The following is a 22585-nucleotide window of genomic DNA, read 5'->3' on the forward strand; positions in this document are numbered from 1 at the left end:
CAACATGGAACATTTTATAAGCCTGTTTGTCCGCGCCGTCTTTATTGAGAATATGGCGTTGGCTTTCTTCCTCGGTATGTGTACTTTTTTGGCAGTATCGAAAAATGTCACAACAGCGTTTGGTTTGGGTATTGCCGTCACGGTGGTTCTAGGGATCTCTGTTCCGGCTAATAACCTGGTGTATAACTTGGTATTGCGTGACGGTGCATTGGTTGAAGGGGTTGATCTCAGCTTCCTGAACTTTATTACGTTTATTGGCGTGATTGCTGCGTTAGTGCAGATTCTCGAAATGATCCTTGATCGTTATTTCCCTTCACTCTATAACGCGCTCGGCATTTTTTTACCGCTGATTACGGTTAACTGTGCGATTTTTGGTGGTGTCTCTTTCATGGCTCAGCGTGACTATAACTTCTCTGAATCCATCGTGTATGGTTTTGGTTCAGGTATAGGTTGGATGTTGGCAATTGTTCTGCTGGCTTCTATCCGTGAAAAAATGAAATATGCTGATGTTCCGGCAGGTCTGAAAGGATTGGGGATCACCTTTGTCACTACGGGTTTGATGGCATTGGGTTTTATGTCCTTCTCTGGTGTGCAGTTATAAAGGCGAGAAGCGTTCATGGATATAATAATTTTAGGCGTAGTGATGTTTACCCTCATTGTGTTGGTACTGACGGCGCTGATTTTGTTCGCAAAATCAAAGTTGGTTAACACAGGGGATATTAGGGTTGAAGTTAATGGCGATCCGGAAAAGAGCTTTACTGCTCCTGCCGGTGATAAATTACTAAATATGTTGTCAAGCCAGGGGATTTTTGTCTCTTCCGCTTGTGGTGGTGGCGGCTCTTGTGGGCAATGCCGCGTAAAGATTAAAGATGGCGGTGGTGACATTCTGCCAACAGAACTTTCTCACATTAGTAAGCGTGAAGCGAAAGAGGGTTGCCGTCTGGCTTGTCAGGTCAATGTAAAGCAGGACCTGAAAATTAAGTTACCGGAAGAGATATTTGGTGTTAAAAAATGGGAATGTGAAGTCATCTCCAACGATAACAAAGCAACGTTCATTAAAGAGCTGAAATTGAAGATCCCTGATGGGGAAGTTGTGCCTTTCCGTGCCGGTGGTTATATTCAGATTGAAGCTCAGCCACATATTGCTCGTTACGCGGATTATAATGTGCCGGAAGAATACCGTGAGGACTGGGATAAATTTAATTTGTTCCGCTTTGTTTCTGAGGTGAAAGAGTCGGCAATTCGTGCTTACTCAATGGCAAACTACCCAGAAGAACACGGTATTATCATGCTTAACGTTCGTATTGCGACGCCGCCGCCAAGAAATTCGGAAGCGCCGCCGGGAATTATGTCTTCTTATATTTGGTCACTGAAACCCGGTGATAAAGTGACTATTTCTGGTCCATTCGGTGAATTTTTCGCAAAAGATACTGATGCGGAAATGATCTTCATTGGTGGTGGCGCAGGTATGGCACCAATGCGTTCTCATATCTTTGACCAGCTTAAAAGATTGAATTCCAAGCGTAAGATTAGCTTCTGGTATGGCGCTCGTTCTAAACGTGAAATGTTCTATACAGAGGATTTCGATCAACTGGCGGCTGAAAATGAAAACTTTACCTGGAATGTAGCGCTATCTGATGCACTGCCTGAAGATAACTGGGATGGTTACACCGGTTTTATCCATAATGTTCTGTATGAGAATTATTTGAGGGATCATCCGGCTCCTGAAGATTGTGAGTTCTATATGTGTGGGCCTCCGGTTATGAATGCCGCGGTGATCAAGATGTTGAAAGATCTCGGTGTCGAGGATGAAAACATCATGTTAGATGATTTCGGCGGCTGATCGTCCATAAATAGTTTGATTTTAATGACCGGCCCCCCAGCGCCCACAAATTTGTGGGCGCTAACAATTCGGAAAGAGTAACTAACTGTGCGTAAAAAGATAAGTAGCTGGATAGCGTTAATATTTGCAGTACTGCTGCTGGCGGCATGCGATGGTCTGGAGCAGAAAAATATTCATGGGCAAACAATGGGGACTTACTATTCCATTAAATTTGTCACGGGTTCGTCGGCTCCTTCGTCAGAAGATCTGCAAAAAGAGATTGATCGTTTGCTGGAGGAGGTTAATGACCTGATGTCAACATATCGCCCTGATTCTGAATTAAGTCGTTTTAATCAAAGCCGTCAAATTGATCGGCCATTCCCGGTATCCCCTGCGACAGCCAAAGTAGTTAAGGAAGCGATCTACATTAATAAATTGACTGATGGCGCATTGGATGTGACGGTTGGCCCATTGGTTAATTTATGGGGGTTTGGTCCTGAAGGGCGCGTGACGAAAGCACCTTCTGCAAGTGAACTGGAAAAACGCCGTGAATGGACTGGGATTGATAAACTGGTGGTAGAAGGTAATAACCTGATTAAAACCGTTCCAGAGCTGTATATCGATTTATCATCTATCGCTAAAGGTTATGGCGTAGATGTTGTTGCTGAATATCTGGAATCGCAGAATATCAAAGATTATATGGTTGATATTGGCGGAGAAGTCCGTACATCAGGCCATAATGGTAAAGATCTGCCGTGGCGAATTGCGATTGAAAAGCCGTCTGACACTGGCATAGCACAAAATGCTCAGGAAGTGATAATGCCTGGCAATATGTCGATAGCGACTTCTGGTGATTACCGCAATTACTTTGAACAAGATGGTGTGCGCTATTCACATACGATTGATCCAAAAACGGGAAACCCTATTTCTCATAACTTAGTCTCTATTACGGTTATTGCTCCAGCTTGTATGAGTGCTGATGGCCTTTCTACTGGGCTGAATGTTTTAGGGCCGGAAAAAGGGATGGAAGTTGCAGAAAATCTGAGTATCCCGGTTTTTATGATCATAAAAACGAAAAATGGTTTTGAAGAGCGTTACAGTAAAGCCTTTGAGCCATACCTACAGAAAAATCAATGAGAAGGAGAAAGAAGTGCTGAAAATATTTATTGCAGCCTTCGTCTTTTTCCTGCTGGCTTTTGCGGGAATGTCGTTAGGCTACATGATTAAACGTAAGAGCATACAAGGGAGCTGTGGCGGTTTAAGCAGTATTGGTGTGGAGAAAGTATGTGATTGCCCGGAACCTTGTGATGCTCGTAAAAGGCGTATGGCTCGTGAGGCTGCGCGGCAGGTTCAATTAGAGAAACATCGGATTATCTGAATTTAATAAACTTGCGGAATTCTCCTTCCCAAATGCTAATTGAGAGCAAAGAGAACTTTTAGGAGATTTCGCGGCGTTTGAGATAAAGTAAATAAAAAGCAAAGATGCTGGTTTGATAAACCTCCCTTCACATTAAGCGGCTTACTGTGAAGGGTTTTTTCTAATACATATTTCGTTAATATTATCACTGAAGGTTTTAAGATAAAGTGCGCTTATTAGTCTAATCCTCCAAATTCAGGTTATTTAATTGCACCTTTTGAAAACTATTTAATCGACAGAAGACCCTTTACATTGTGCGAGGTGTTATTTTTAAATAATAAATTAAACTTCCAATTTAAAATAAAAAATATAAACAGCTTTTAAAATTGCAATATAGGTTAATGATGATTTAATATGTATTATTACATATGATTTTATATTTCTTATCAAATAATTTTCTATCCAATATTACCAAGATTAAAATAAATATTTTTATAACTTCATAATTTTGACAAGCTTTATAAAAGCGATACACTTAAGGTGAAATTTATAAAGTATACAAGTTATAAAACTATTAAAGGAGAAAATTTTATGTTTAAGAAATTATTAGCTATTGGGGTATTAGCGACAGGTATTACATTAACTGGAGGAATTGGAGTTGCATCGGCAAGCGTATATATTCCTTGGGACAATTGTTATAGTTCGGGTATATCCCATAACAATGGCCTATATACTCAATATATTGCTAAAGATAATGGCAATTTCCCTAATATATATGATTGGGCTGGAGTTAGATGGTATCTTAAAGGTTATAAATATTTAGATTATTGTGGAAAATATATCGCTTTATATGAAGGTAGAGGGTTATAGAATTTTACCTAAAAACCTCAATAATCTGAGCCAAATATTATAAAAATTTGGCTCATTATATTATGTTCGATACTTCTCCCTGTGAGGGAGTTAGTTTATTGCGAAAAATATATGTCAAAGCTTCCCCAGTTATGAAGAAATTAAATACAATAATATTAATCACATAGCTTAATGTTTTTCACATAGGTATTAGGCGACCTCCAGGATATTTTTTCACATATTAAATAATTCTCACTTTTTAATTTATAATCCACATAAAAAGATAGGGGGAAACTTAAAAAGAATGAAATAATGGCTATCACCCCAAAACAGTTAATAAAACTATCGTGATGTTTTGGCCAGCGATTTTTTATATTAAGGAAAATAACAGAAACTATAAAGTATGAAAGGAAAGGAAAAGCAAAAAATAGCATAAAAACAGGGCCTGAGAATATTATTTTATCTTCCATTTTAACTAAGGAAATTAAATTTTCTCCGCTAGAAAAAAAAGTAAATAACGTTAGAATAATAAAAGAAAAAGCTCCTATAATATGCAAAATCTTTTTTTTATTTACCATAATTCCCCCAGTTATGAAGAAATTGATTGAAATTAGCTTCTGGCGTTCTTGGTTTTCTTTCTATTTCTTTTTTGATTAAATTAATCACAGTTTCACTAATTTTAAATTTTTTATCTAATGAATCAAGTATAGATACTGTTGCAATACCTACTAAAAGCATAATACCAGCCACAACAATTACGCTAGCACCAGTAGCAAATGCAGTTGCTGCAAAAGTCCCAATAACCCAAGAAGCAAAAGCCGCTACTGCTGCTTTAGCCATATCTACTGAAAGATTGCCTAAGAAATCAGCCAGTGTGTATTCATCCTTAAAGATGTATTCAACCGCTCGATAAGCTGAGGAAAATAGTATATTGAATTTAACTCCCTTAACTATGCTACTATTTATTCCCTGTTGCCCTATCCCCATAGAGATCATCTTCATGTTAGAAGCACTGTATCTTGAAGCATTGATGATTTTTCTAAGCCCCGCATGACCTGAGATTTTAATATATCTTTGCCCATTTTTACCAACATACTCTGTGGCTTTAATTCCTAATTTTTTAAATTCTCCTACTACATTTGCAAAGTCAAAAGCATCACGTATATTACCTGCATAGGGTGATATAGGATCGGTAATCGAAAACACTTTCTTTATAAATGGACTTTTTGGTTTTGGCGAATCAATCTCCTCTAAAACATCTTTCGCTTCCTCTAAGGATAGTAGTGCAATATACGCTGTATTCTCGTTTAACTGTTTCTCAAGACCAATAGCATCAAAGAACTGATGCTGAGGTTTCAAATGATTAATCCCAGCGTTACCTCTTAGAAAATCGCCCATATAGCTTTCCCAAGAGGGGCTGTATCTTTTATGTGTCATCGTGAAGTTTCCTTTAATATTCTTAAAATCAAAAATCATCACATCGGTATTTAACGGATGGAGTTTACAATTTGAGTATAACATCGTTGTGTAAAAAGAAGCCATGTCGGTTACATAATAGTAAAAAGTTAGATAAGCGCAACACATCAGCCATTATATTCCTGCATCATAGTGACTAAAATCATCTTTGATAGGATAGTATTATAGACTTAAGCTCTTTAAAGGCTCGGATTTTTATAATGCTTAAAACTGAGTAACAAAACGAAGGCCCCACACCCAAATCTGATTTAATCTGACAAGATGGGAGTGAATATAAGTGTGGAAATGATTAAAATAAAGATAATTTAATTTCTGTTATCCTAACCATCCTCAATAAACGAAACTATTAACTAAAACCGGTAAACAAAAGCTTCTATGCTTTAGGAAAGAAACTCGGTATTAAAACTATTTACCTTTTTATTTGCTTTTTTTTCGGGGAGAAACGCCTGTTTTTTTAAGTTTAATCATCATAGTCTTATCTTCATAAATCGGTGAGTAAATAGTCTGATGATATAAAGATACCAGTTTATATTCTTTTAAGACAATCCCTCTTTTTTAGGGTTTAAATCCTGCTAAATTCTTTTCAATTCTCATTTGATGTTTAATAGCTTTCTATTAAATGCGATTTACTATTTGTCTGAAAAGTGAATTTATTATGTGAATCCAAGGTTTTAATATATTTATATTAGTGCTTTTAAATTTTTAGGTCGGTTAAATAAAGGCATTAAACGTGCCAGAAAATAAAATTGCTTTCAGTCACGTTGTCTCTTTTTAAAATCTTGTATTAATGGAGCGCCTCTGGCAATGCCCGGTTTGTCATGTCGAACATGACCGCGGTATCAATGCGGCGATCAACATCCAGAGCAAGGGTACAACAGTATTACAGGCGGCGGGGCTCGTCGTTTCTGCCCTCGGAGGCCAGCGTAAATCCGTCATAAAGACGGTTACGGCCTGAGAAGTGGGAAGCCTCGCCGTTTTTTACGGCAGGGAGCAGTCACCATTTAGTTTTTTCCTATTTTCGCTGCTAAGACAACTAGAAATTGGGTTTTGAAAATACTTTTTATATACCCTTACTCAGTCTTCAAAGACTAAAAACACAAGCATTATTACGTTTACTCTGTATCGGCTTACTTGCTAAACTCTTAAAAGTATGCAGGTGAATTTTAGACAAGTAAAAGATAGGAATACCAACGTGGCAAGCGCAGAGCAACTCAAGGCACTTATCAAATCGTACATCAGTCGCGATGATAGCCATTTTTATTCAGTTGCTATGCAAGTTGCTGCGCACGAAGCCAAACAAGGACACGGTAGATTGGCAGAGGATCTGCTAAATTTACTGGACAAAGCGAAAGCAAAACTCGCTAATGATAAGACAGGTAAATTAGTTCCATTAGCAAGTGCCGCTAAAAATCGTACTGATCTTGGTAACTTACTTAGTATAAGCCACCCTGCTTATCGTCTATCTGACGTAGTACTGGATGAATCTGCCAATATGCAGCTTCAACGATTGATAAAAGAACAACGGATGATGTCTCGCATTAAAGAGCATGGCTTGTCACCCAGGCGAAAAGTATTGCTTATTGGCCCACCGGGAACAGGAAAAACTATGACGGCATCGGCTCTCGCTGGTGAGTTAGGTATTCCCTTGTTCCAAGTTCGTTTTGATTCCTTAATTACAAAATTCATGGGAGAAACAGCGTCTAAACTTCGACAAGTGTTTGATGCAATCGCTGATATTCGCGGCGTTTATTTCTTTGATGAATTTGATGTTATTGGTTCCCAACGTAGTCTTGCTAACGATGTTGGTGAAATTCGTCGAGTATTGAACAGTTTTCTTCAAATGATTGAGCAAGACACCTCAAATAGTATAATCATTGCTGCAACAAATCATCCTGAAATATTGGATTATGCACTGTTCAGGCGTTTTGATGATGTCATCGAATATCATTTACCTACTTTAGAACAAGCCTTGAACTTGATTAAGTTTCGTTTAGGCTCTTTTATACCTAAGCCTTTCCGTAAAAAAAATGGATTAGAAAAGCATGTATTAGGTTTAAGTTATGCTGAAATTTGCAGAGCGGTAGATGAATCGATAAAAGATGCAATTATGAGCGACCGCATTCAAGTTGATCCCACGCTTCTAAAACAGGCTTTAGAAGAACGTCGTTTAATCAGTAGTAAACTATCAATTAACGAAAAAAATAAATTAAACCATGACGGAAATAACGCACGATAAAAGGCTACATCTAACTCTTCTAAAAACGTCTACTTCCCAACTATATACAGCTCACTCCTCTGGCAGAGATTCATCGCAAGATCTTCCAGAGCGGGAGCGTAGAGAGCACGGTCAAGCTCTAAATGCACAATTACAGCGGTTAAAAGCCATTGCAGCCAAATCGCGAGATCAGCAAGCCCGGTTAGACCTCAGAAGTGGTATTGGTTTACAGGTTGAGTTTGTTGGTCAGCCCGATGTAGCCCTTGCGTTTGAAAGTCTTAGCAGCGAAAAAGGAAAGAACAAAGACAGGCATATTGAAGTACTTAGCATTCACGAAGAAGAAGCAATTATCTCTGCCAACGTATTTATTCCTGACGGTAAAATTGAGCACTTCGAAAATTATGTTCAGGATTATTTGAAAAAAAAGCTCCGAGCCGATGGTCAAGCTGCCGATCACAAAGCATTAATAAACACTATTTCTTCGATACGGCTTGCCGGAATAAGGTCATTATGGACCGATGATCTTGATCTTCTTCCTACTGATTTAGATGAAGTGTTTTGGTGGGAGGTTTGGCTCCCAGTCAGAGGCAACAGAGATGCCGTTGTTGCAGATTTTCGTAAGTTAAGCCATTTCTCTGAATGTCATGTTAGTGAACATCAGGTTTATTTTCCTGAACGAACTATTACATGGATGTTTTGCTCTCAAAGACAATTTTCCCGTGCAGAATTGATTCTAAACTGCGTAGCAGAATTAAGACGAGCAAAAGACACCGCAGAATTCTTTGTCGGTTCTTCAATCACGGAGCAACGGCTTTGGTCTGATGATGCGCTTGAACGCTTACAAGCTCCAGCGGAAGACGATAATGTACCCTATGTTTGTTTACTCGATTCAGGAATAAACCGCGGGCATCCAATGCTTGCTCCTGTATTACATCAGCAAGATGTGCATACGGTTAATGACGCTTGGGGTATACATGATACGGCTAATCACGGTACTGGGTTAGCCGGTATTGCTGTTTATGGCGACCTGTTTGAGACATTAACGTCCGATACCATAATTGATATTCGTCATCGTCTTGAGTCAGTAAAACTCACGCCAAGTCAGGGCGCTAACGCAGGAGATGCGAAACAGCATGCTTACTTGTTTAGCGCTGCTGTAACCCGTCCCGAAATTTTATTTGGTCAACGAAGACGCGTTTTCAGTTCTGCCGTTACTGCTACTGACTATCGTGATTTTGGTCGTCCTTCTGCTTGGTCATCTATAGTCGACTCCCTTGCTGCTGATGTGATGTCAGGTAACACATTCCCTCGTCTTTTTGTACTTTCGGCTGGAAACATATGTGATAGAGAGCACTGGGCAACATATCCTGACAGCCTTTCATTAAACCAAATCCATGACCCGGGGCAAGCTTGGAATGCAATTACCGTAGGTGCATTTACTAATAAAATAGACATCAGCGAAGATGATGTTGATGACTTTTCTCCTGTCGCCGACCAAGGGGCATTAAGCCCTTTTACAACGACATCTATTCAATGGGACAAGGTTTGGCCGTACAAACCAGACGTCGTATTCGAAGGTGGAAATGCGGCATCAAACACAGAAATTGTCGATAACTTTGCAAGCTTAGAGTTACTGACTACAAACGCCTCTCCACAATATCGCCTTTTCTGGACAACAAACGCGACCAGCGCGGCTTCTGCCCTTTGCGCTCGTATGGCAGCGCAATTGATGGCTCAATATCCTTCTTTACGCCCGGAAACAATTCGTGCGCTGATTACTCATTCTGCACAATGGACATCAGCGATGTTGGAGATGTACCCAGTACGCACAAAAAAAAGTTATACATCGCTTGTCCGTCACTGTGGTTGGGGTGCACCCAATATTGAAAGAGCACTATGGAGCGTAAAAAACAGCTTAACGCTTATTGCAGAGGACAGACTGCAACCCTATCGAAAAACTAATCAGGGAATTAAAACACGCGATCTAAACTTACATGCCTTGCCTTGGCCGCAAGAACAACTACAGGCGTTGCAAAATACAGAGGTTGAAATGCGTGTAACGCTCTCTTACTTCATTGAACCAAATCCATCAGAACGTGGGGCAGCCTCGAAGTATCATTATCCATCACATCGCCTTCGGTTTGCCGTGAAACGACAAACAGAGTCATTGGACGAATTTACCATCAGAATCAATGCGGCTGCCGATTCGGATGATAATGACAATGGGGTCACAGGCAACGATGATAATTGGCTATTGGGAGCAACACAGAGACACAAAGGCTCATTACATCAAGATATTTGGCGAGGAACCGCAGCAGAACTGGCAAACTGCGGGTATTTGGCGGTCTATCCTGCACAGGGGTGGTGGAGAACGCGAAGAGCGCTTGGGCGTTATGATTCCGTGGCAAATTATAGCCTTATCATTTCTATCCATGCGCCGCAAACAGATGTAGATCTGTATGCAGCTATACAAAATATGGTCGAGAATCAAATACAGAACCCTATTGAGATATCAACTTAGTTTATTGATTTTTTATATATACCCTATGGATTTCAAGATGGATCGCGACGGCAAGGGAGCGAATCCCCGAGAGCATAGAGAACTATGTGACCGGGGTGAGTGCAGCCAACAAAGAAGCAACTTGAAAGATGACGGGTATAAGTATTATCAGTTTAAAATTCACTATTAAAATTGGTTGAATAGGAGGCATTTTACGACGACTACAGACCACATGATGGTTTGAAAAGTAAAATGCCTTATTATGCTCTTATTAAAAAAATAAGAATTTAAAAATATTCTGTCAGGTGAAGTTAGAAGTTTCACATTTGAGATATTCTTTTATCTTTGATTTTAGATTTAGCACCTTTAATCAGAGTAGGTAGCATATGTATATTTTGCTGACTTATTTGTTGCTCAATATGTTGCACTACATAGGCGGCATCTTGATCGATCCCCAGAAAACGCCCAGAACCCCATGTATATAACCACGGCAAACCAATAAATGTGACATCCGGATCGATAGTAATACCACGGTCATGTTTTGGATAACCATTGGTTTGAAAAATATCTAAATCAATCCATGAATAATCTGGTCTAAAACCAATACACCAAATTATTGAAGTGATATTTTCTTTTGCTAAATCAATGTGTGTGATTTCCTGCTCAGGCTGCCAAACAGGTTGATACACCGATGCAGGTTCGTTGGTTGCAATATTGTTTTTCTCTAAGTACTCATCAATCGAGGCATTAATGCGATTATAAGTAACATCGGCAAGGTCCAGATTTTCCGATAAATTTGGTTTAAACCAGAATTGACCCTCTTTAAAGTCATCAAAATGTCCGAACAGTTGCATACCTTCTAAGGCAAATTTACGCAGGTCAATATCACGCCCACCGTCACGCCCTGTGACATAGTGGTTGGTACTGTTACGTACTTCTTCACTATAACGATGATGTTTGACAGTCGTTTCGTAATAACCCATATCAAACAGCCATTTCACTACATCTTTGCCGCGATAAAAGCGAGCACAACGTGGGGCATTGCCTGTCGATAAATAGACTTTTTTGCCTGCCAGATGTAGATCTTCGGCAATCTGTGCACCGGATTGCCCTGACCCGACCACCAGCACCGCACCTTTAGGGAGTTGATCTACATTTAAATATTCTTCCGAATGCATTACTTTCACATGCTTAGGCAAGGTATCGCTTAGTTTTGGATAAATCGGGGTGTGATATCCACCCGCTGCGACAACAAGCTGTTTGGCTGTGGTTGTACCGTGATTGGTCTCAATGACAAACTCATGTGCCGCAACTTTTTTCACATGTTTTACCTGAATATTTAAAATGGCGGGAGGATTAATCTTTTCAATAAATTCGTCAAGATAGGCCACAATTTCAGGCTTTGTCATAAAGCCGTCAGGATCTTTCCCCTGATAAGGATGTTCAGGCAATAGACACTGCCAGTTCGGTGTCACCAAGGTAAAATTATCCCAACGTTTATGTCGCCAGCTATGGGTCAACTCGGATTCTTTTTCCAATATCACATGGTCAATGCCCGCTTTTTGCAAATAGTGACTGATACATAAACCAGCCTGACCGCCACCAATAATCACCACATCATAATTTGGTTGTAACATTTGATTTTGGATACTTAACATGGAATATCCCTCTCATTGATTCTTCATTTCAATAACTTCAATTTGATCTTCCGGATTTAACCCGAAGAATTTGGCCTGGCGTTTGATTATCGCCAGATTGTCCACGGCCGAACTACAGAAAAAGCCATAACGTGCCCGTACCCTTTCCGATGCGGCATGTAGACCATTTTCAACCTGATGCAAGAACTGCATACTTGGGTAACGCTGGCCAATGGACAGATATTCATAAATCACTGTTGAGGGGGAGTAATATTGAATCAGCTCCCCATTAGGCCATTTCACAGTAAAATTCACGCTCGGCATAACATCGATTCCTGCTGACTTTTAGGCTTAATCTGTACGGATTGGGCCTGTAACTTTTTTAACGCATCGGCATAACAAAAACCGGTAAACATTTGGTGGTTGAAATCCCAAAATATGCTGTGCTGCTTTTGTTGTTGCACGCCAATTACACCACCGACATTGGTTTCACCAATCACTGCGCAAGCAATGCCCTGACGGTGAAACAGCTCGATAATTTCTTCACATTCATTTGCATCGGCAATCAGTAAAAAACCAAAACTGGGGAAGATTTGTAGCCATTTAAACCAGTCCACATTCTCAGGTTTAGGAATGGCATCTAAGTTGATATGTGCCCCCGATGCCGTCGCTTCTAGCAGCATCAATAAACTGCCTAAGATACCGGCATTGCTAATATCACGGGCGGCATGAACCAGACTGGCTTCTGCCAATTGCGGCAATAAGGCAATTTGTGACTGTAGAATGCGGTCAGACACTCGTTCGAAGCATTTCCAATAAGTGGTATTGGGGTGGAATTGTCCTTTCAGATTTAAAGCGATCAGAATTTTTTGTTGTGGTTTGACATGCAACACCGAGAGCAATTTTCGTGCTATGCCTTGAATCGCAACGGATAAAGTGGGCTGATAAACCACTCCAATATTGGTATGTCCACCGACCAATAGCACACCATAAGCACGACAAGCATCCTGTATACCTTGCATTAACAACTGGGCATGTTCGCTATTGGTATGCCAAAAGCTATTCACTACTGACAATGCCCGACCACCCATTGCGGCGATATCACTAATATTCGCCATGACCGCTGACCATCCGGCAAAATAAGGATGATTGGTAACGAAGCTTGGTAACATGCCTTCACAGGCGTGCAATACATATTGACCATTTAGCGACACTGCCGCCGTGTCATCTCCGGGATAGGCATATAAGCTATCTAATGAATCCACATGGCAAGTTGTGTCAATTGAAATATTGTGAGCAATCGCCTGCTTGGATTGCATAGCAGGTGTATGTTTTAACATTTCGAGTAATTGATTGAGTTTCATCATTGCGTCTCCTTCTGCATATAGGTTTGCATCGGGACATGCGGTAATGGATAGTTTTCAATCTGTGCCTGCATCAGCACATGTGGAATGTTGGCAATGGTCAACTGACGTAAACTATCCCAACGCAACCGTTGGAAATAGTGTTCATTTTGACTTTGCACGGTAGCTAAAAAAGTACGGCATCCCAAGTTTTTGGCGGTCGATACCGCAGTATTGATTAACGCTTTACCAATGATATGGCGACGTCGATATAAGGGTTCTACGCATAAACGCCCGCCATACCACGTCTGTTCGCCATCCGGGAAAATCCGTACTGCGCCAATCACTCGGTCATGCTCACCAAACATTTTCTCAATGGCAACAATGCCTAGTGCTTTAACATCGTATTCGTCACGATCTTCTTGCAAGATTTTCTGTTCATCGCGAAAGGTCATTTCACGCAAACGATAATATTGGCGACGCTCCCAATCTTCCGACACAATTTTGATGGCAATGTCATCGCTAACAAATTGTTTCAGCCCTTCATTTTGCTCAAGCAGCCAAGGATAGCGAGAAAGTTCCATATCACATTCTCCTTATTCATACGCTTTCAGCGAAGAGCAAGCGCCGCATTTGGCGCAGCCGGCCTGAGTATTTTCCGAGTTCAAACCATGTTGTTTGAGTTGCTGGCCAATTTTCGGATAGAGCGACTGCATAAAAGCTTGATCAGGTTTAGGGTGATGCTCTAATGGCGTGCCTCGAATCGGTACAAACGGTACCACAAATGGATACACCCCAATTTCAGTCAGCTTGGCGGTCATCTCCACGATTTCCAGTTCGGTATCGCCCAAACCTGCCAAAATGTAGGTACTGACTTGTCCACGACCGAATACCGCAACGGCTGCTTTAAATGCCGCAAAATATTTTGCCAACGATACTTCGGCTTTACCCGGCATAATTTTCTGCCGTACACGTTCGCTCACCGCCTCAAGGTGCATGCCAATCGATACCGCTCCGGCATCTTTTAAACGTTGGAACCAGGCAAAATCATCAGGTGGTTCGCACTGTACCTGTATTGGCAAATCGACTTGCGCTTTAATCGCTTTAACTGAGTCATATAAAATTTTGGCACCACGATCTCCCGTGTTTGGCGTACCCGTGGTGATCACCATTTGCTTGACGCCATCCAGCTCAACGGCTGCTTTCGCTACCTCAGCCAATTGTTCCGGGCGTTTACGGATCAAGGTTCGACCCTCTTTTAAAGACTGATCAATCGAGCAAAATTGGCAGGCGGTCGCCTTATCCTTCATACGAATGCAATGCTGTAACACCGTTGTCGCCAGCACATCACGGCTATGTAAGGTCGCAATTTGTTCGTAGGCAATGCCTTCTGCGGTTTTTAAATCGTAAAAACGTGGTCGTGCAGGTGCAGTTAAGGTCGCCACAGGAATCCGGTTTTTAAAGACAATCACCTTGTCAGAGTGCGGCTCAGGCTTTGCGGTGTAGGGAGAGTCTTGTGCTGCAAGGTTCAGCACAGGAATCATCATAGTCTGCCCGTCAAGGCTCAGCGCTTTATGATCGCTTGGCCCTGCGCCGCCTTTACGGGACAAGCCAAAATTGCCTTCCCATTTCAGACCATTACATTGCAAATCGGTTAATAATTGCAAATTGGTTAATAGTTGTATTGCAGACATCTTTAACCCCCTATCGATTGGGTTTACATCAATATGGTTTCGGCATGTTCTTGATTAAATGTTGAGAACTTTTCGAGATGGCTTTGATCTGATGTTTCAACTTTCAGTTCGTGTAATACGTGTGCTGGACGACGATCAATTAATAAGCTGAGTAATTCAGGTCGGCTGTAATGCCCAATCGAATCCATCATGCGTTTGCGTTTATCAATCAGGCTAAAGTCCAGATCGGCAATGCAATAACCTTCACCTTGTGTGATCGGTTCAGCCAGGAACTTGCCTTCGGGAGAAACGATGGCGGCAAAACATCCTCCTGAAATTGGACCAATATCACAGCCAGTATCCTGCATAATCTGCTGTTGCTGTTCGGGATGCAGCCATGCGGTGGCGTTGATCACAAAGCAACCAGACTCTAAAGCATGGTGTTGAATGGTTGCGCGGATTTGATCGGCAAAGACTTGCCCTACCAACGAACCGGGAAACATGGCAGCATGAATTTGTTCGCCATCTGCCATTAAGGCAAAGCGGGCCAGCGGGTTGTAATGCTCCCAACATGCCAGAGAACCAATACGTCCTACCGCGGAATTAATGGCACGTAAACCACTGCCGTCGCCTTGTCCCCACACCATGCGTTCATGGTAAGTTGGGGTAATTTTGCGGCGATGTTGAATGATTGAACCGTCGGCATTAAATAACAGTTGCGCGTTATAAATCGTACTGCCCGCACGTTCATTAATGCCAATCGATACCACCATGTTGGCTTCAAGACAGGCTTGACCAATCGCTAAGGTTGCTTCGGAAGGTACAACCACCGATTCATTTAATAGCTTTAAATGCTCTTTACCCATAGCAAATGGCGGTTGTACAAAGGAGAAATAAGGGTAATAAGGCACGACGGTTTCAGGAAAGACTGCGAATTGCACTCCCTGTTTTCCAAGCTCTAAAATAATGTCACAAATTTTTTTTACTGTTGCGGCTTGACTATAAAGCACTGGGCTACATTGCACTGCGGCAGCTTTAATTATTCGGTTCATAACCTTATCCCCTGTTTATGTTTTACTTAGGCAGTCCAGGTATCAATGATTAAGGCATTGTCGCGACGCATCAGCAGTCTTAAATCCATCACATCCAATGGATTAATTGGCCGAATTCCCGGAATAAGCGCTTTTTCGGTTTGACCATAAAATGCTTGTAACGCAAAACGGCAGGCATAGACTTCTCCGCCTTCTGCCATAAAGGCTTTCAACTGATTGTTGACGGCTAAATGACCCGGAAAAGCTTCCGCTCCTAAAGTTGGAAAACCACGTTGTACACCCAACTGCACGCCTGGGCCGTAAAGCAAAATTTTGGTTTCAAAGCCTTTGCGCAACAGACGTTTTGCCTGTAACACATTGACCAAGCCAATTGATCCTTCAAATGCAACGGTATGGAAAGTCACTAATGCCTTTTCACCTGGTTGGGCTTTGACGTCCTCAAACACTTTTTCTTCGTAATCAACAAGAAAATCGCCGTCTTTATATTGTTCGATATCAATCTTTGGCATAACCAACTCCTCGTTCAATGTTATTTGGGAATGAACCAACATGTAGTCTGTCTGTACTATTGCGAGAAATTATTGCGAGAACTGTGCCAAGTGATATTTTGAAGCGGAAGTTAATTCTTATCACATTGAAAAATATCATCTAATTTTTATAAAAATAGTTTTCATGGAGATAAATTGAACTATTAGGGAATTAGGATTTTTCGTAGTATTATGAAATTTCATAGCTTAAATTATGAAATTTCATAGTATGAATACGACTGACTTTATCTCAGACTGGGTAGTTTATGAAGACTCGATTCGCCCGTTGGTATTTGAACACACGTCACAGGCATTAATTGTATTGGACCCACATCAAAACCAGTTTATTGATGTGAATATTAGCGCCAGCCAATTATTACAATATGAACGTCATGAAATTATTCAAAAAACGGTGACTTCCATTTTTGGTCATTTCAGACAACTGCCATATCTTGTGGCATTTACCGAAGGCGCTTTGGCGAAAGGGCGGGCCTGGAACAATGAGCTGTATATCTTTGATAAAAACGGTGAAAAAATCCAGTTGGATATTACTGCTGTTTCATTGCCCTATAAAAATAAAACCTTGCTGATATGGTCGCTGGTGGATGTCAAAGAGTTAGAACTGCGCCAACTCAATAAAAATACCGATAAAGCCATTCGTACAGGTTTAAAAGAGTCGCAAGCCTTACAAGAGCTGTTTATTGACTCCGACACAGGCAAGCATTTATTACTGAGTTCAGTCGGTGACGGTATTTACAGTATTAACAAACAAGGCTTGTGTACCTTTATTAACCCTGTCGGGGCTAAAATGTTGGGGCTGCAACCTGAAGATGTATTGAGTGACAATATTCATAAGATTCATCACCATACCCATGAAAATGGCGAACCCTATCCTGAAGAAGAGTGCCCGATTTATGCAGCGGTACATGACGGTATTGTGCATGAAGGGGTGCAGGAAATTTTTTGGCGTCGTGACGGTAGTTGCTTTCCGGTGGAATTTACCAGTACCCCAGTGATTCGTGACAGTGAAATTATTGGCGCGGTAGTGGTGTTCCGTGATATTACCGATCGGCTGAATACCGAAAAACAATTGACCTATGCCCTTGAAGAACTACAAGATTTAAAAAGTCGGCTGGAACAGCAAAATGAATATCTGCAAGAGGAAATTTTACATGAAAATCAATATGATGAAATTATTGGCAGGAGTGCATCCATTTTACAGATTATTGAAAAAATCAAGGTGGTCGCCCCAACCGATGCCAATGTGATGATTTATGGTGAATCAGGTACAGGCAAAGAGCTGATTGCTCGTGCTATTCACCAATCCAGTCACCGTAAACAGCAACCACTTATTCGAGTCAATTGTGCCGCCATTCCTTCGGAACTGTTTGAAAGTGAATTTTTTGGACATGTCAAAGGCGCATTTACTGGAGCTGTGCGTGACCGCGCCGGACGTTTTGAATTGGCGGATCAGGGCACACTGTTTTTAGATGAAATTGGCGAAATTCCTATTGAGCTACAAAGTAAACTGTTGCGTGTGTTGCAGGAAGGAACCTTTGAGCGGGTTGGCGAAGAGAAAACGCGATATGTGAATGTGCGGATTATTGCTGCTACCAACCGCAATTTAAAAGAAGAAGTTAAACACAAGCGCTTTCGTGAAGACCTCTATTTCCGTTTAAATGTATTTCCGATTTATTCACCGGCTTTACGTGACCGTAAAGAAGATATTCCACTTTTGGTTACGCATTTTACTAAGTTGATTTGTGACAAGCGTAAAATTAATTATCTACCATTTTCACAAAAGCATATTTTAGAATTACAGCAATATGATTGGCCTGGCAATATTCGTGAATTACAAAATGTTATTGAACGCGCACTCATTATAGCGAAACAAGGCACTGTTTCGTTTAAATATTTGCTAGAACAAGATCAACAGCAAAATGAAACGACGCATCAGAATATTCACAATAAACTTCAACAAATTGAAGTTGTGCTGACCATGCAGCAACTGAAAGACTTGGAAATTAATAATTTCTCTCTTGCCGTGAAACAATGCAAAGGGAAAATTTTTGGTGATGCTGGTGCAGCAAAATTGTTGGGAATGAACCCAACGACCTTGATCTCACGTTTAAAGAAATTGGGAGTTGATTATTAAAAAGCTTATCTTGAGTTTGGAAAATGCGTTTTATATGTGTCCGTTCATTATTGTAATGCGCTATACCCGTTATCTTTCAAGTTGCTTCTTTGTTGGCTGCACTCACTCACTCCGGTCACATCGTTATCTATGTTCCCGGGGATTCGCTCCCTTGCCGTCGCGATGCATCTTGAAATCCATAGGGTATAAATAGCTTGATCATTATTCCATTTGAAACCATAAGTTTCACATTTATCTGACCAGACGCTTGCAAAAAATAGTGAAGTAAGAAAAGAGGGGGGATTGGGAATTACTCCAAACCCCATTGCATACGAGAATTACAACATAATTTGTGGGTTCTGGATACCACAGGCACGAGCATAGCGTGCTAATGTCTCTATACTGGCTTTTGTTACATTGTTTTCCATTTTCGTTACTGTCGGCGGCGTAACTCCCATTCTTTCAGCAACTTGTGAACGAGTCAGTCCAGCGAATTTACGCCATTCAGCTAAGGTTTCTTGCAATCTTTCTTTGCGCTCTTCAGCTTCATAAGCGGCTTTAAATTCTGGGTTTTCCATCATTTCAGCCAAAACTTCTGAATGGGTTTTATACTTCTTCATGTTTCATTTCCTCTAGTCTATGGAATGCCAAAGCTATCTCACTGGGTGGAATTTTTTGTGTTTTCTTGATGAAAACCCGTAACAGATATATTTGTTTTCCTGTTTGATATACCCAAAGTCCACGAGCTATATCTCCTCCCATTGTTCGAATTTCGTAGAGTCCCCCACCTATCGGTTTTGTGTTTGGCTCTCTCAATGAGCGGGGATCTGTTTCCAGTTTTCCAATAAGCCTTGCTAATTTTACTCCGGTTTTTGCTGGTAAAGATTTGATTTCTTGTTCAGCTTCGTCGTGGTATTTAACTATAAACACACTTATTTCCTCCTGATAGATTAAATTAATCCAAAGGATAATTTGCATCAAGAGAAAAATTATCCTTTAATGCAATTTTCGTGGTTCATGCGTGGAGCGCATGGAAGTGGTTGTACGACGGAATCGCCGAGAATTTTGTCACTCAATCTAGAAACTGAAAACAGCTCAGATAGAGCGCTGATCGAATACTGGCCTGTTCTATGTTTTTGATCCTGTTTCTTCAACACCTTACGAAATTATGATGTTTAAGGGGCAGTACTATTTTTTGGGATCAATACTGAAAGCCGGAAGGAATCACTGCCATGTTAAACAAGGTGTGTCAGTGGTCAAAACCCGCAGAGGAGAAAACTGCGGGTTTTGCTTTGTTCATAGGTGTAAAAGAGGTTCCGTCAGAAAATGATTACTGGCACTGCTTGTTTTCGGGAACCCCAAATTCTTATTTTGTTTTAAAGGTACTGAACAACTTGGGAGAATCCACCAGCACACCATCGGCACCAAGTTCTTTAGCTTGTTTGAAATCTTCCTCTGTTTTAATGCCAAAGAGAATGATGCTAGCGCCACCCTTAGCACGGAAACACGCCATTGCTTCCTTATCCCATGACAATACGGATTTGGAACGTGCTTCACCAAGAGTATATTTCTCAACAACTTCTACGTTACGGCGCATTTCCAAACCATACCAGCGAGCGGTGTCGGTATTTGCAGGGATATCACATTGGTGAACCATTGTGATATTTGCCAGCATGGTACGGGTTTTATCCCGGCTTTCAAAACGCTGTATTGTTGCTGGTAATGCGTTAAGGTAAGTTTCGTTAGTGGAATAGAAACGGGTACGGGCAAGCGCTTTTTGTTTGATCAGTACTTTTTCTAGTGCTTTGGTTTGTTGGGCTGGATCTGCATCCGGTGATTTCAGATCAATATAGAAGAAAGTATCTGGGTATTTTTTTAAGACTTGTTCTAATGTTGGAATACCTAATCCTTTATTACGGAATGGATGATGACCATCAGAGCCAAATTTGTAACCGGCATCAAATTTAGCCAATTGACTTGCTTTATAAGCAGAAACGAGTCCACTTTTATTGGTCAAGCTATTTAAGTCTGTTGGACGATAGAGTACGGGAATACCATCCTTTGAAAGCTGGACAGTGATCCAAATAGCATCTGCTTTATTCTCTAAGGACTTAGAAATTGCGTACTCAGTATTTTCAGGTGCATCACCTGTACCAGCCCGATGAGCGATAATTTGTGGTGTTGTTGCGAAAGTGCTGGCAGAGCAGCAAAGTAGGATTGCAGCGGTAATTCCGTGTCGCATCGTTTTCTCCATAATATCCAATTATAGTTAAGTTAAAATAATTAACTTTATAAATGATTTCTAAATGAAATCAATTTTGAATGTAACACGGTTTTTTGAATTTTAAGTGAGAATTTGAATTTTTTTACATTTGTTATGTGCCCGTTGCAAATACTGTTTTACTGAACTGGAAGAAACCTGGAGTTGATCAGCTATTTGGCTATAACGCAGTCCCTGTAGCTGTGCCAGCAAAAAAGCGCTTTTTACTTGGACAGGCAATTTATCAAGAGTGATCTCAAGTTTTTCAAGCTGTTCAAATGTGGCGATTCTGCTTTCAGCAGAGGGCATGGTCATTTCTGGTGTCGAGTTTATATATTCCAAATAGTTCTCTTCGGTCTTCCTTCGACGGTAATAGTTGGCAACCAGGCAGCGAGCTACGGTCGCCAGAAAAGGCCGCGGTTGGCGGATGTCTGACAAATTTGAACTTGATAGAACGTTCAGGAAAGTGTCCTGCGTGAGATCCTCAGCATGGCAGGGGCAAGGGACTTTACAGCGTAGCCAGTTGTATAACCAGTCATGATGTTCAAAGTAAAATTGTTGCGCAGAACTATTAATTTCAAGCATGGCTTTCTGTACTGCCATTATGATTTCCAACAACCTGAATAAATGAAAATGATTATTATTTTCATGTTGGCATCATCTGTCAAGCTGTTGGACTTAAGTGAGTTCTCTTATGGCATTTTGCTACAATCGGATGGGTTTTTAAGATCGAGAAAAAGCGTAAGTGTGTCATGAAAAAACAGATAAAACTTTAATCATTAAAGGTAAAAGGCTGTGATTAGGTTTTTTCAAAGCGGGTAGAAAATTCGATATTATACTGACATTGAGCGAGAAAACATGAGGAAAGATGGGCTTTAAATTGCTTAATAAGGTGACAAAATGACTGGGCTAACTAAATAACAGGAATATACCCATTATCTTTCAAGTTACCTCTTTGTTGGCTGCGCTCACTCACCCCCGGTCACATAGTTCGCTATGTTCCCGGGAATTCGCTCCTTTGCCGTCGCGATGCATCTTGAAATCCATAGGGTATATATCAGTATTGAAACGTTCGTTGCCAATTCCTATTTTGGAGAAATTCAAACAGACATAAATAATAACCGAACAGCAAATCCGATCAGCACCAGTCCCATCACCCGCTCGAACCAATACCCTTTCTGTATAAATTTATTACGAATCAATATATTAGAAAAAATCACACTGACCAATACAAACCATACCGCATTGACCACACACATCCACACTCCATAAAACATTTGTATCAGGATAGGTGTATTGCTACTCACCACAGTCGTGAAAATTGCCAAAAAGAACAACGTCGCCTTAGGATTAAGGGCGTTTGTCATAAACCCCATCAGAAATGCTTTCCATCTACTCTGTGAAGCTTGAACAATTCCTTCACTCTCTAAGACAGCCAAATCGGTAGGCTTACTCCTGATAAATTTGATACCGAGCCATATGATGTAAGTTCCGCCAACAAGTTTTGCTAATTCCATTAACCACGGAGTGGTATGCAGCAATGCACTAACCCCCACTAGTGTATAGATGACGTGTACTGATATTCCCGCTCCGATACCCACTGCCGTACACATCCCAGCCCAGCGACCAAACCTCACACTTTGTCGTATGGTAACCGCGAAATCTGGCCCCGGAGCTACCACTGCCAGAAAATGAATCACCGCCAGTCCTAGAAATTCCCCCCAATAGTTATGCAACATA

22 protein-coding genes and 1 pseudogene are annotated in these 22585 nt (G+C 41.0%); 9 read left to right on the forward strand and 14 right to left on the reverse strand.

Annotated features, from left to right (window positions below; genetic code table 11):
• The first annotated feature begins 4 nt into the window (after window positions 1-4).
• From nqrE to EAE91_RS00220, 5 genes are all read left to right on the forward strand, one after another.
• Window positions 5-601, forward strand: a complete 597-nt coding sequence (gene nqrE, locus EAE91_RS00200; protein WP_011145527.1) for an NADH:ubiquinone reductase (Na(+)-transporting) subunit E — start codon at window positions 5-7, stop codon at window positions 599-601.
• 15 nt (window positions 602-616) lie between these two features.
• On the forward strand, window positions 617-1843 hold the full coding sequence (gene nqrF, locus EAE91_RS00205) for an NADH:ubiquinone reductase (Na(+)-transporting) subunit F (protein ID WP_214086750.1): 1227 nt from the start codon (window positions 617-619) through the stop codon (window positions 1841-1843).
• 87 nt (window positions 1844-1930) lie between these two features.
• Window positions 1931-2959, forward strand: a complete 1029-nt coding sequence (locus EAE91_RS00210; protein WP_214086751.1) for an FAD:protein FMN transferase — start codon at window positions 1931-1933, stop codon at window positions 2957-2959.
• A gap of 13 nt (window positions 2960-2972) precedes the next feature.
• On the forward strand, window positions 2973-3200 hold the full coding sequence (nqrM, locus tag EAE91_RS00215; protein WP_214054539.1) for a (Na+)-NQR maturation NqrM: 228 nt from the start codon (window positions 2973-2975) through the stop codon (window positions 3198-3200).
• Window positions 3201-3770: 570 nt separating this feature from the next.
• On the forward strand, window positions 3771-4049 hold the full coding sequence (locus EAE91_RS00220; RefSeq protein WP_214086752.1) for an LCI fold-containing protein: 279 nt from the start codon (window positions 3771-3773) through the stop codon (window positions 4047-4049).
• A 155-nt stretch (window positions 4050-4204) separates the two neighbouring features.
• Here EAE91_RS00220 and EAE91_RS00225 read toward each other — a convergent pair whose 3' ends face one another.
• A complete protein-coding gene (locus EAE91_RS00225) occupies window positions 4205-4606 on the reverse strand; it encodes a DUF1240 domain-containing protein (protein ID WP_214086753.1) in 402 nt (133 codons plus the stop codon).
• Window positions 4596-5465 carry a hypothetical protein gene (locus tag EAE91_RS00230; RefSeq protein WP_214086754.1) on the reverse strand — a complete coding sequence of 290 codons (870 nt, stop codon included), beginning with the start codon at window positions 5463-5465 and terminating at the stop codon, window positions 4596-4598. The genes EAE91_RS00225 and EAE91_RS00230 overlap by 11 nt, the downstream gene beginning before the upstream one ends.
• An 823-nt stretch (window positions 5466-6288) precedes the next feature.
• Here EAE91_RS00230 and EAE91_RS00235 point away from each other — a divergent pair.
• The 3 genes and pseudogenes from EAE91_RS00235 to EAE91_RS00245 all read left to right on the forward strand — a co-directional run.
• Window positions 6289-6459, forward strand: a pseudogene (locus tag EAE91_RS00235) (zinc ribbon domain-containing protein); the annotation flags it as partial.
• A 237-nt stretch (window positions 6460-6696) separates the two neighbouring features.
• Entirely contained in the window at window positions 6697-7740 is a 1044-nt protein-coding gene (locus EAE91_RS00240) for an AAA family ATPase (protein WP_214086756.1), read from the forward strand.
• Window positions 7718-10240 carry a S8 family peptidase gene (locus EAE91_RS00245; RefSeq protein ID WP_214086757.1) on the forward strand — a complete coding sequence of 841 codons (2523 nt, stop codon included), beginning with the start codon at window positions 7718-7720 and terminating at the stop codon, window positions 10238-10240. The genes EAE91_RS00240 and EAE91_RS00245 overlap by 23 nt, the downstream gene beginning before the upstream one ends.
• A 299-nt stretch (window positions 10241-10539) precedes the next feature.
• Here the strand turns inward: EAE91_RS00245 and EAE91_RS00250 are convergent, their stop codons facing one another.
• The 7 genes from EAE91_RS00250 to EAE91_RS00280 are packed head-to-tail and all read right to left on the reverse strand — an operon-like array spanning window position 10540 to window position 16433.
• Window positions 10540-11877 carry an MSMEG_0569 family flavin-dependent oxidoreductase gene (locus tag EAE91_RS00250; RefSeq protein WP_214086758.1) on the reverse strand — a complete coding sequence of 446 codons (1338 nt, stop codon included), beginning with the start codon at window positions 11875-11877 and terminating at the stop codon, window positions 10540-10542.
• Window positions 11878-11889: 12 nt separating this feature from the next.
• Window positions 11890-12180 (reverse strand): MSMEG_0570 family nitrogen starvation response protein, encoded by a 291-nt coding sequence (locus EAE91_RS00255; RefSeq protein WP_214086759.1) that lies wholly within the window; start codon window positions 12178-12180, stop codon window positions 11890-11892.
• Entirely contained in the window at window positions 12168-13223 is a 1056-nt protein-coding gene (locus tag EAE91_RS00260) for a sll0787 family AIR synthase-like protein (protein WP_214086760.1), read from the reverse strand. The genes EAE91_RS00255 and EAE91_RS00260 overlap by 13 nt, the downstream gene beginning before the upstream one ends.
• Entirely contained in the window at window positions 13220-13783 is a 564-nt protein-coding gene (locus tag EAE91_RS00265; protein WP_214086761.1) for an MSMEG_0567/Sll0786 family nitrogen starvation N-acetyltransferase, read from the reverse strand. Before EAE91_RS00265 ends, EAE91_RS00260 begins: the two co-directional genes overlap by 4 nt.
• A gap of 12 nt (window positions 13784-13795) precedes the next feature.
• Window positions 13796-14893, reverse strand: coding sequence for an MSMEG_0568 family radical SAM protein (locus tag EAE91_RS00270; RefSeq protein ID WP_214086762.1), 1098 nt, complete (start codon window positions 14891-14893; stop codon window positions 13796-13798).
• Window positions 14894-14916: 23 nt separating this feature from the next.
• Window positions 14917-15924: a Nit6803 family nitrilase gene (locus tag EAE91_RS00275; protein ID WP_214086763.1), complete on the reverse strand. Its 1008-nt coding sequence runs from the start codon at window positions 15922-15924 to the stop codon at window positions 14917-14919.
• A gap of 26 nt (window positions 15925-15950) precedes the next feature.
• Window positions 15951-16433 carry an MSMEG_0572/Sll0783 family nitrogen starvation response protein gene (locus EAE91_RS00280; protein WP_214086764.1) on the reverse strand — a complete coding sequence of 161 codons (483 nt, stop codon included), beginning with the start codon at window positions 16431-16433 and terminating at the stop codon, window positions 15951-15953.
• Window positions 16434-16680: 247 nt separating this feature from the next.
• Here EAE91_RS00280 and EAE91_RS00285 point away from each other — a divergent pair, with 247 nt between their 5' ends.
• Window positions 16681-18606 (forward strand): sigma 54-interacting transcriptional regulator, encoded by a 1926-nt coding sequence (locus tag EAE91_RS00285; RefSeq protein WP_214086765.1) that lies wholly within the window; start codon window positions 16681-16683, stop codon window positions 18604-18606.
• 317 nt (window positions 18607-18923) lie between these two features.
• On the opposite strand, the gene EAE91_RS00290 is transcribed toward EAE91_RS00285, so the two are convergent.
• The 5 genes from EAE91_RS00290 to EAE91_RS00310 all read right to left on the reverse strand — a co-directional run bounded on the left by EAE91_RS00290 (window position 18924) and on the right by EAE91_RS00310 (window position 22584).
• Complete coding sequence (locus EAE91_RS00290; RefSeq protein ID WP_214086766.1) at window positions 18924-19205, reverse strand: helix-turn-helix domain-containing protein; 282 nt, start codon at window positions 19203-19205, stop codon at window positions 18924-18926.
• Window positions 19192-19515 (reverse strand): type II toxin-antitoxin system RelE/ParE family toxin, encoded by a 324-nt coding sequence (locus tag EAE91_RS00295; RefSeq protein ID WP_214087030.1) that lies wholly within the window; start codon window positions 19513-19515, stop codon window positions 19192-19194. Before EAE91_RS00295 ends, EAE91_RS00290 begins: the two co-directional genes overlap by 14 nt.
• 436 nt (window positions 19516-19951) lie before the next feature.
• Window positions 19952-20827 (reverse strand): glycerophosphodiester phosphodiesterase family protein, encoded by an 876-nt coding sequence (locus EAE91_RS00300; protein WP_214086767.1) that lies wholly within the window; start codon window positions 20825-20827, stop codon window positions 19952-19954.
• A gap of 102 nt (window positions 20828-20929) precedes the next feature.
• Entirely contained in the window at window positions 20930-21448 is a 519-nt protein-coding gene (locus EAE91_RS00305) for a sigma-70 family RNA polymerase sigma factor (RefSeq protein WP_244868578.1), read from the reverse strand.
• Between the two features lie 497 nt (window positions 21449-21945).
• Entirely contained in the window at window positions 21946-22584 is a 639-nt protein-coding gene (locus EAE91_RS00310) for a LysE family translocator (RefSeq protein WP_214086768.1), read from the reverse strand.
• Window position 22585: the final 1 nt, after the last annotated feature.

The sequence above is a fragment of the Photorhabdus noenieputensis genome (genome assembly GCF_018448935.1).
Taxonomy (GTDB): Bacteria; Pseudomonadota; Gammaproteobacteria; order Enterobacterales; family Enterobacteriaceae; genus Photorhabdus; species Photorhabdus noenieputensis.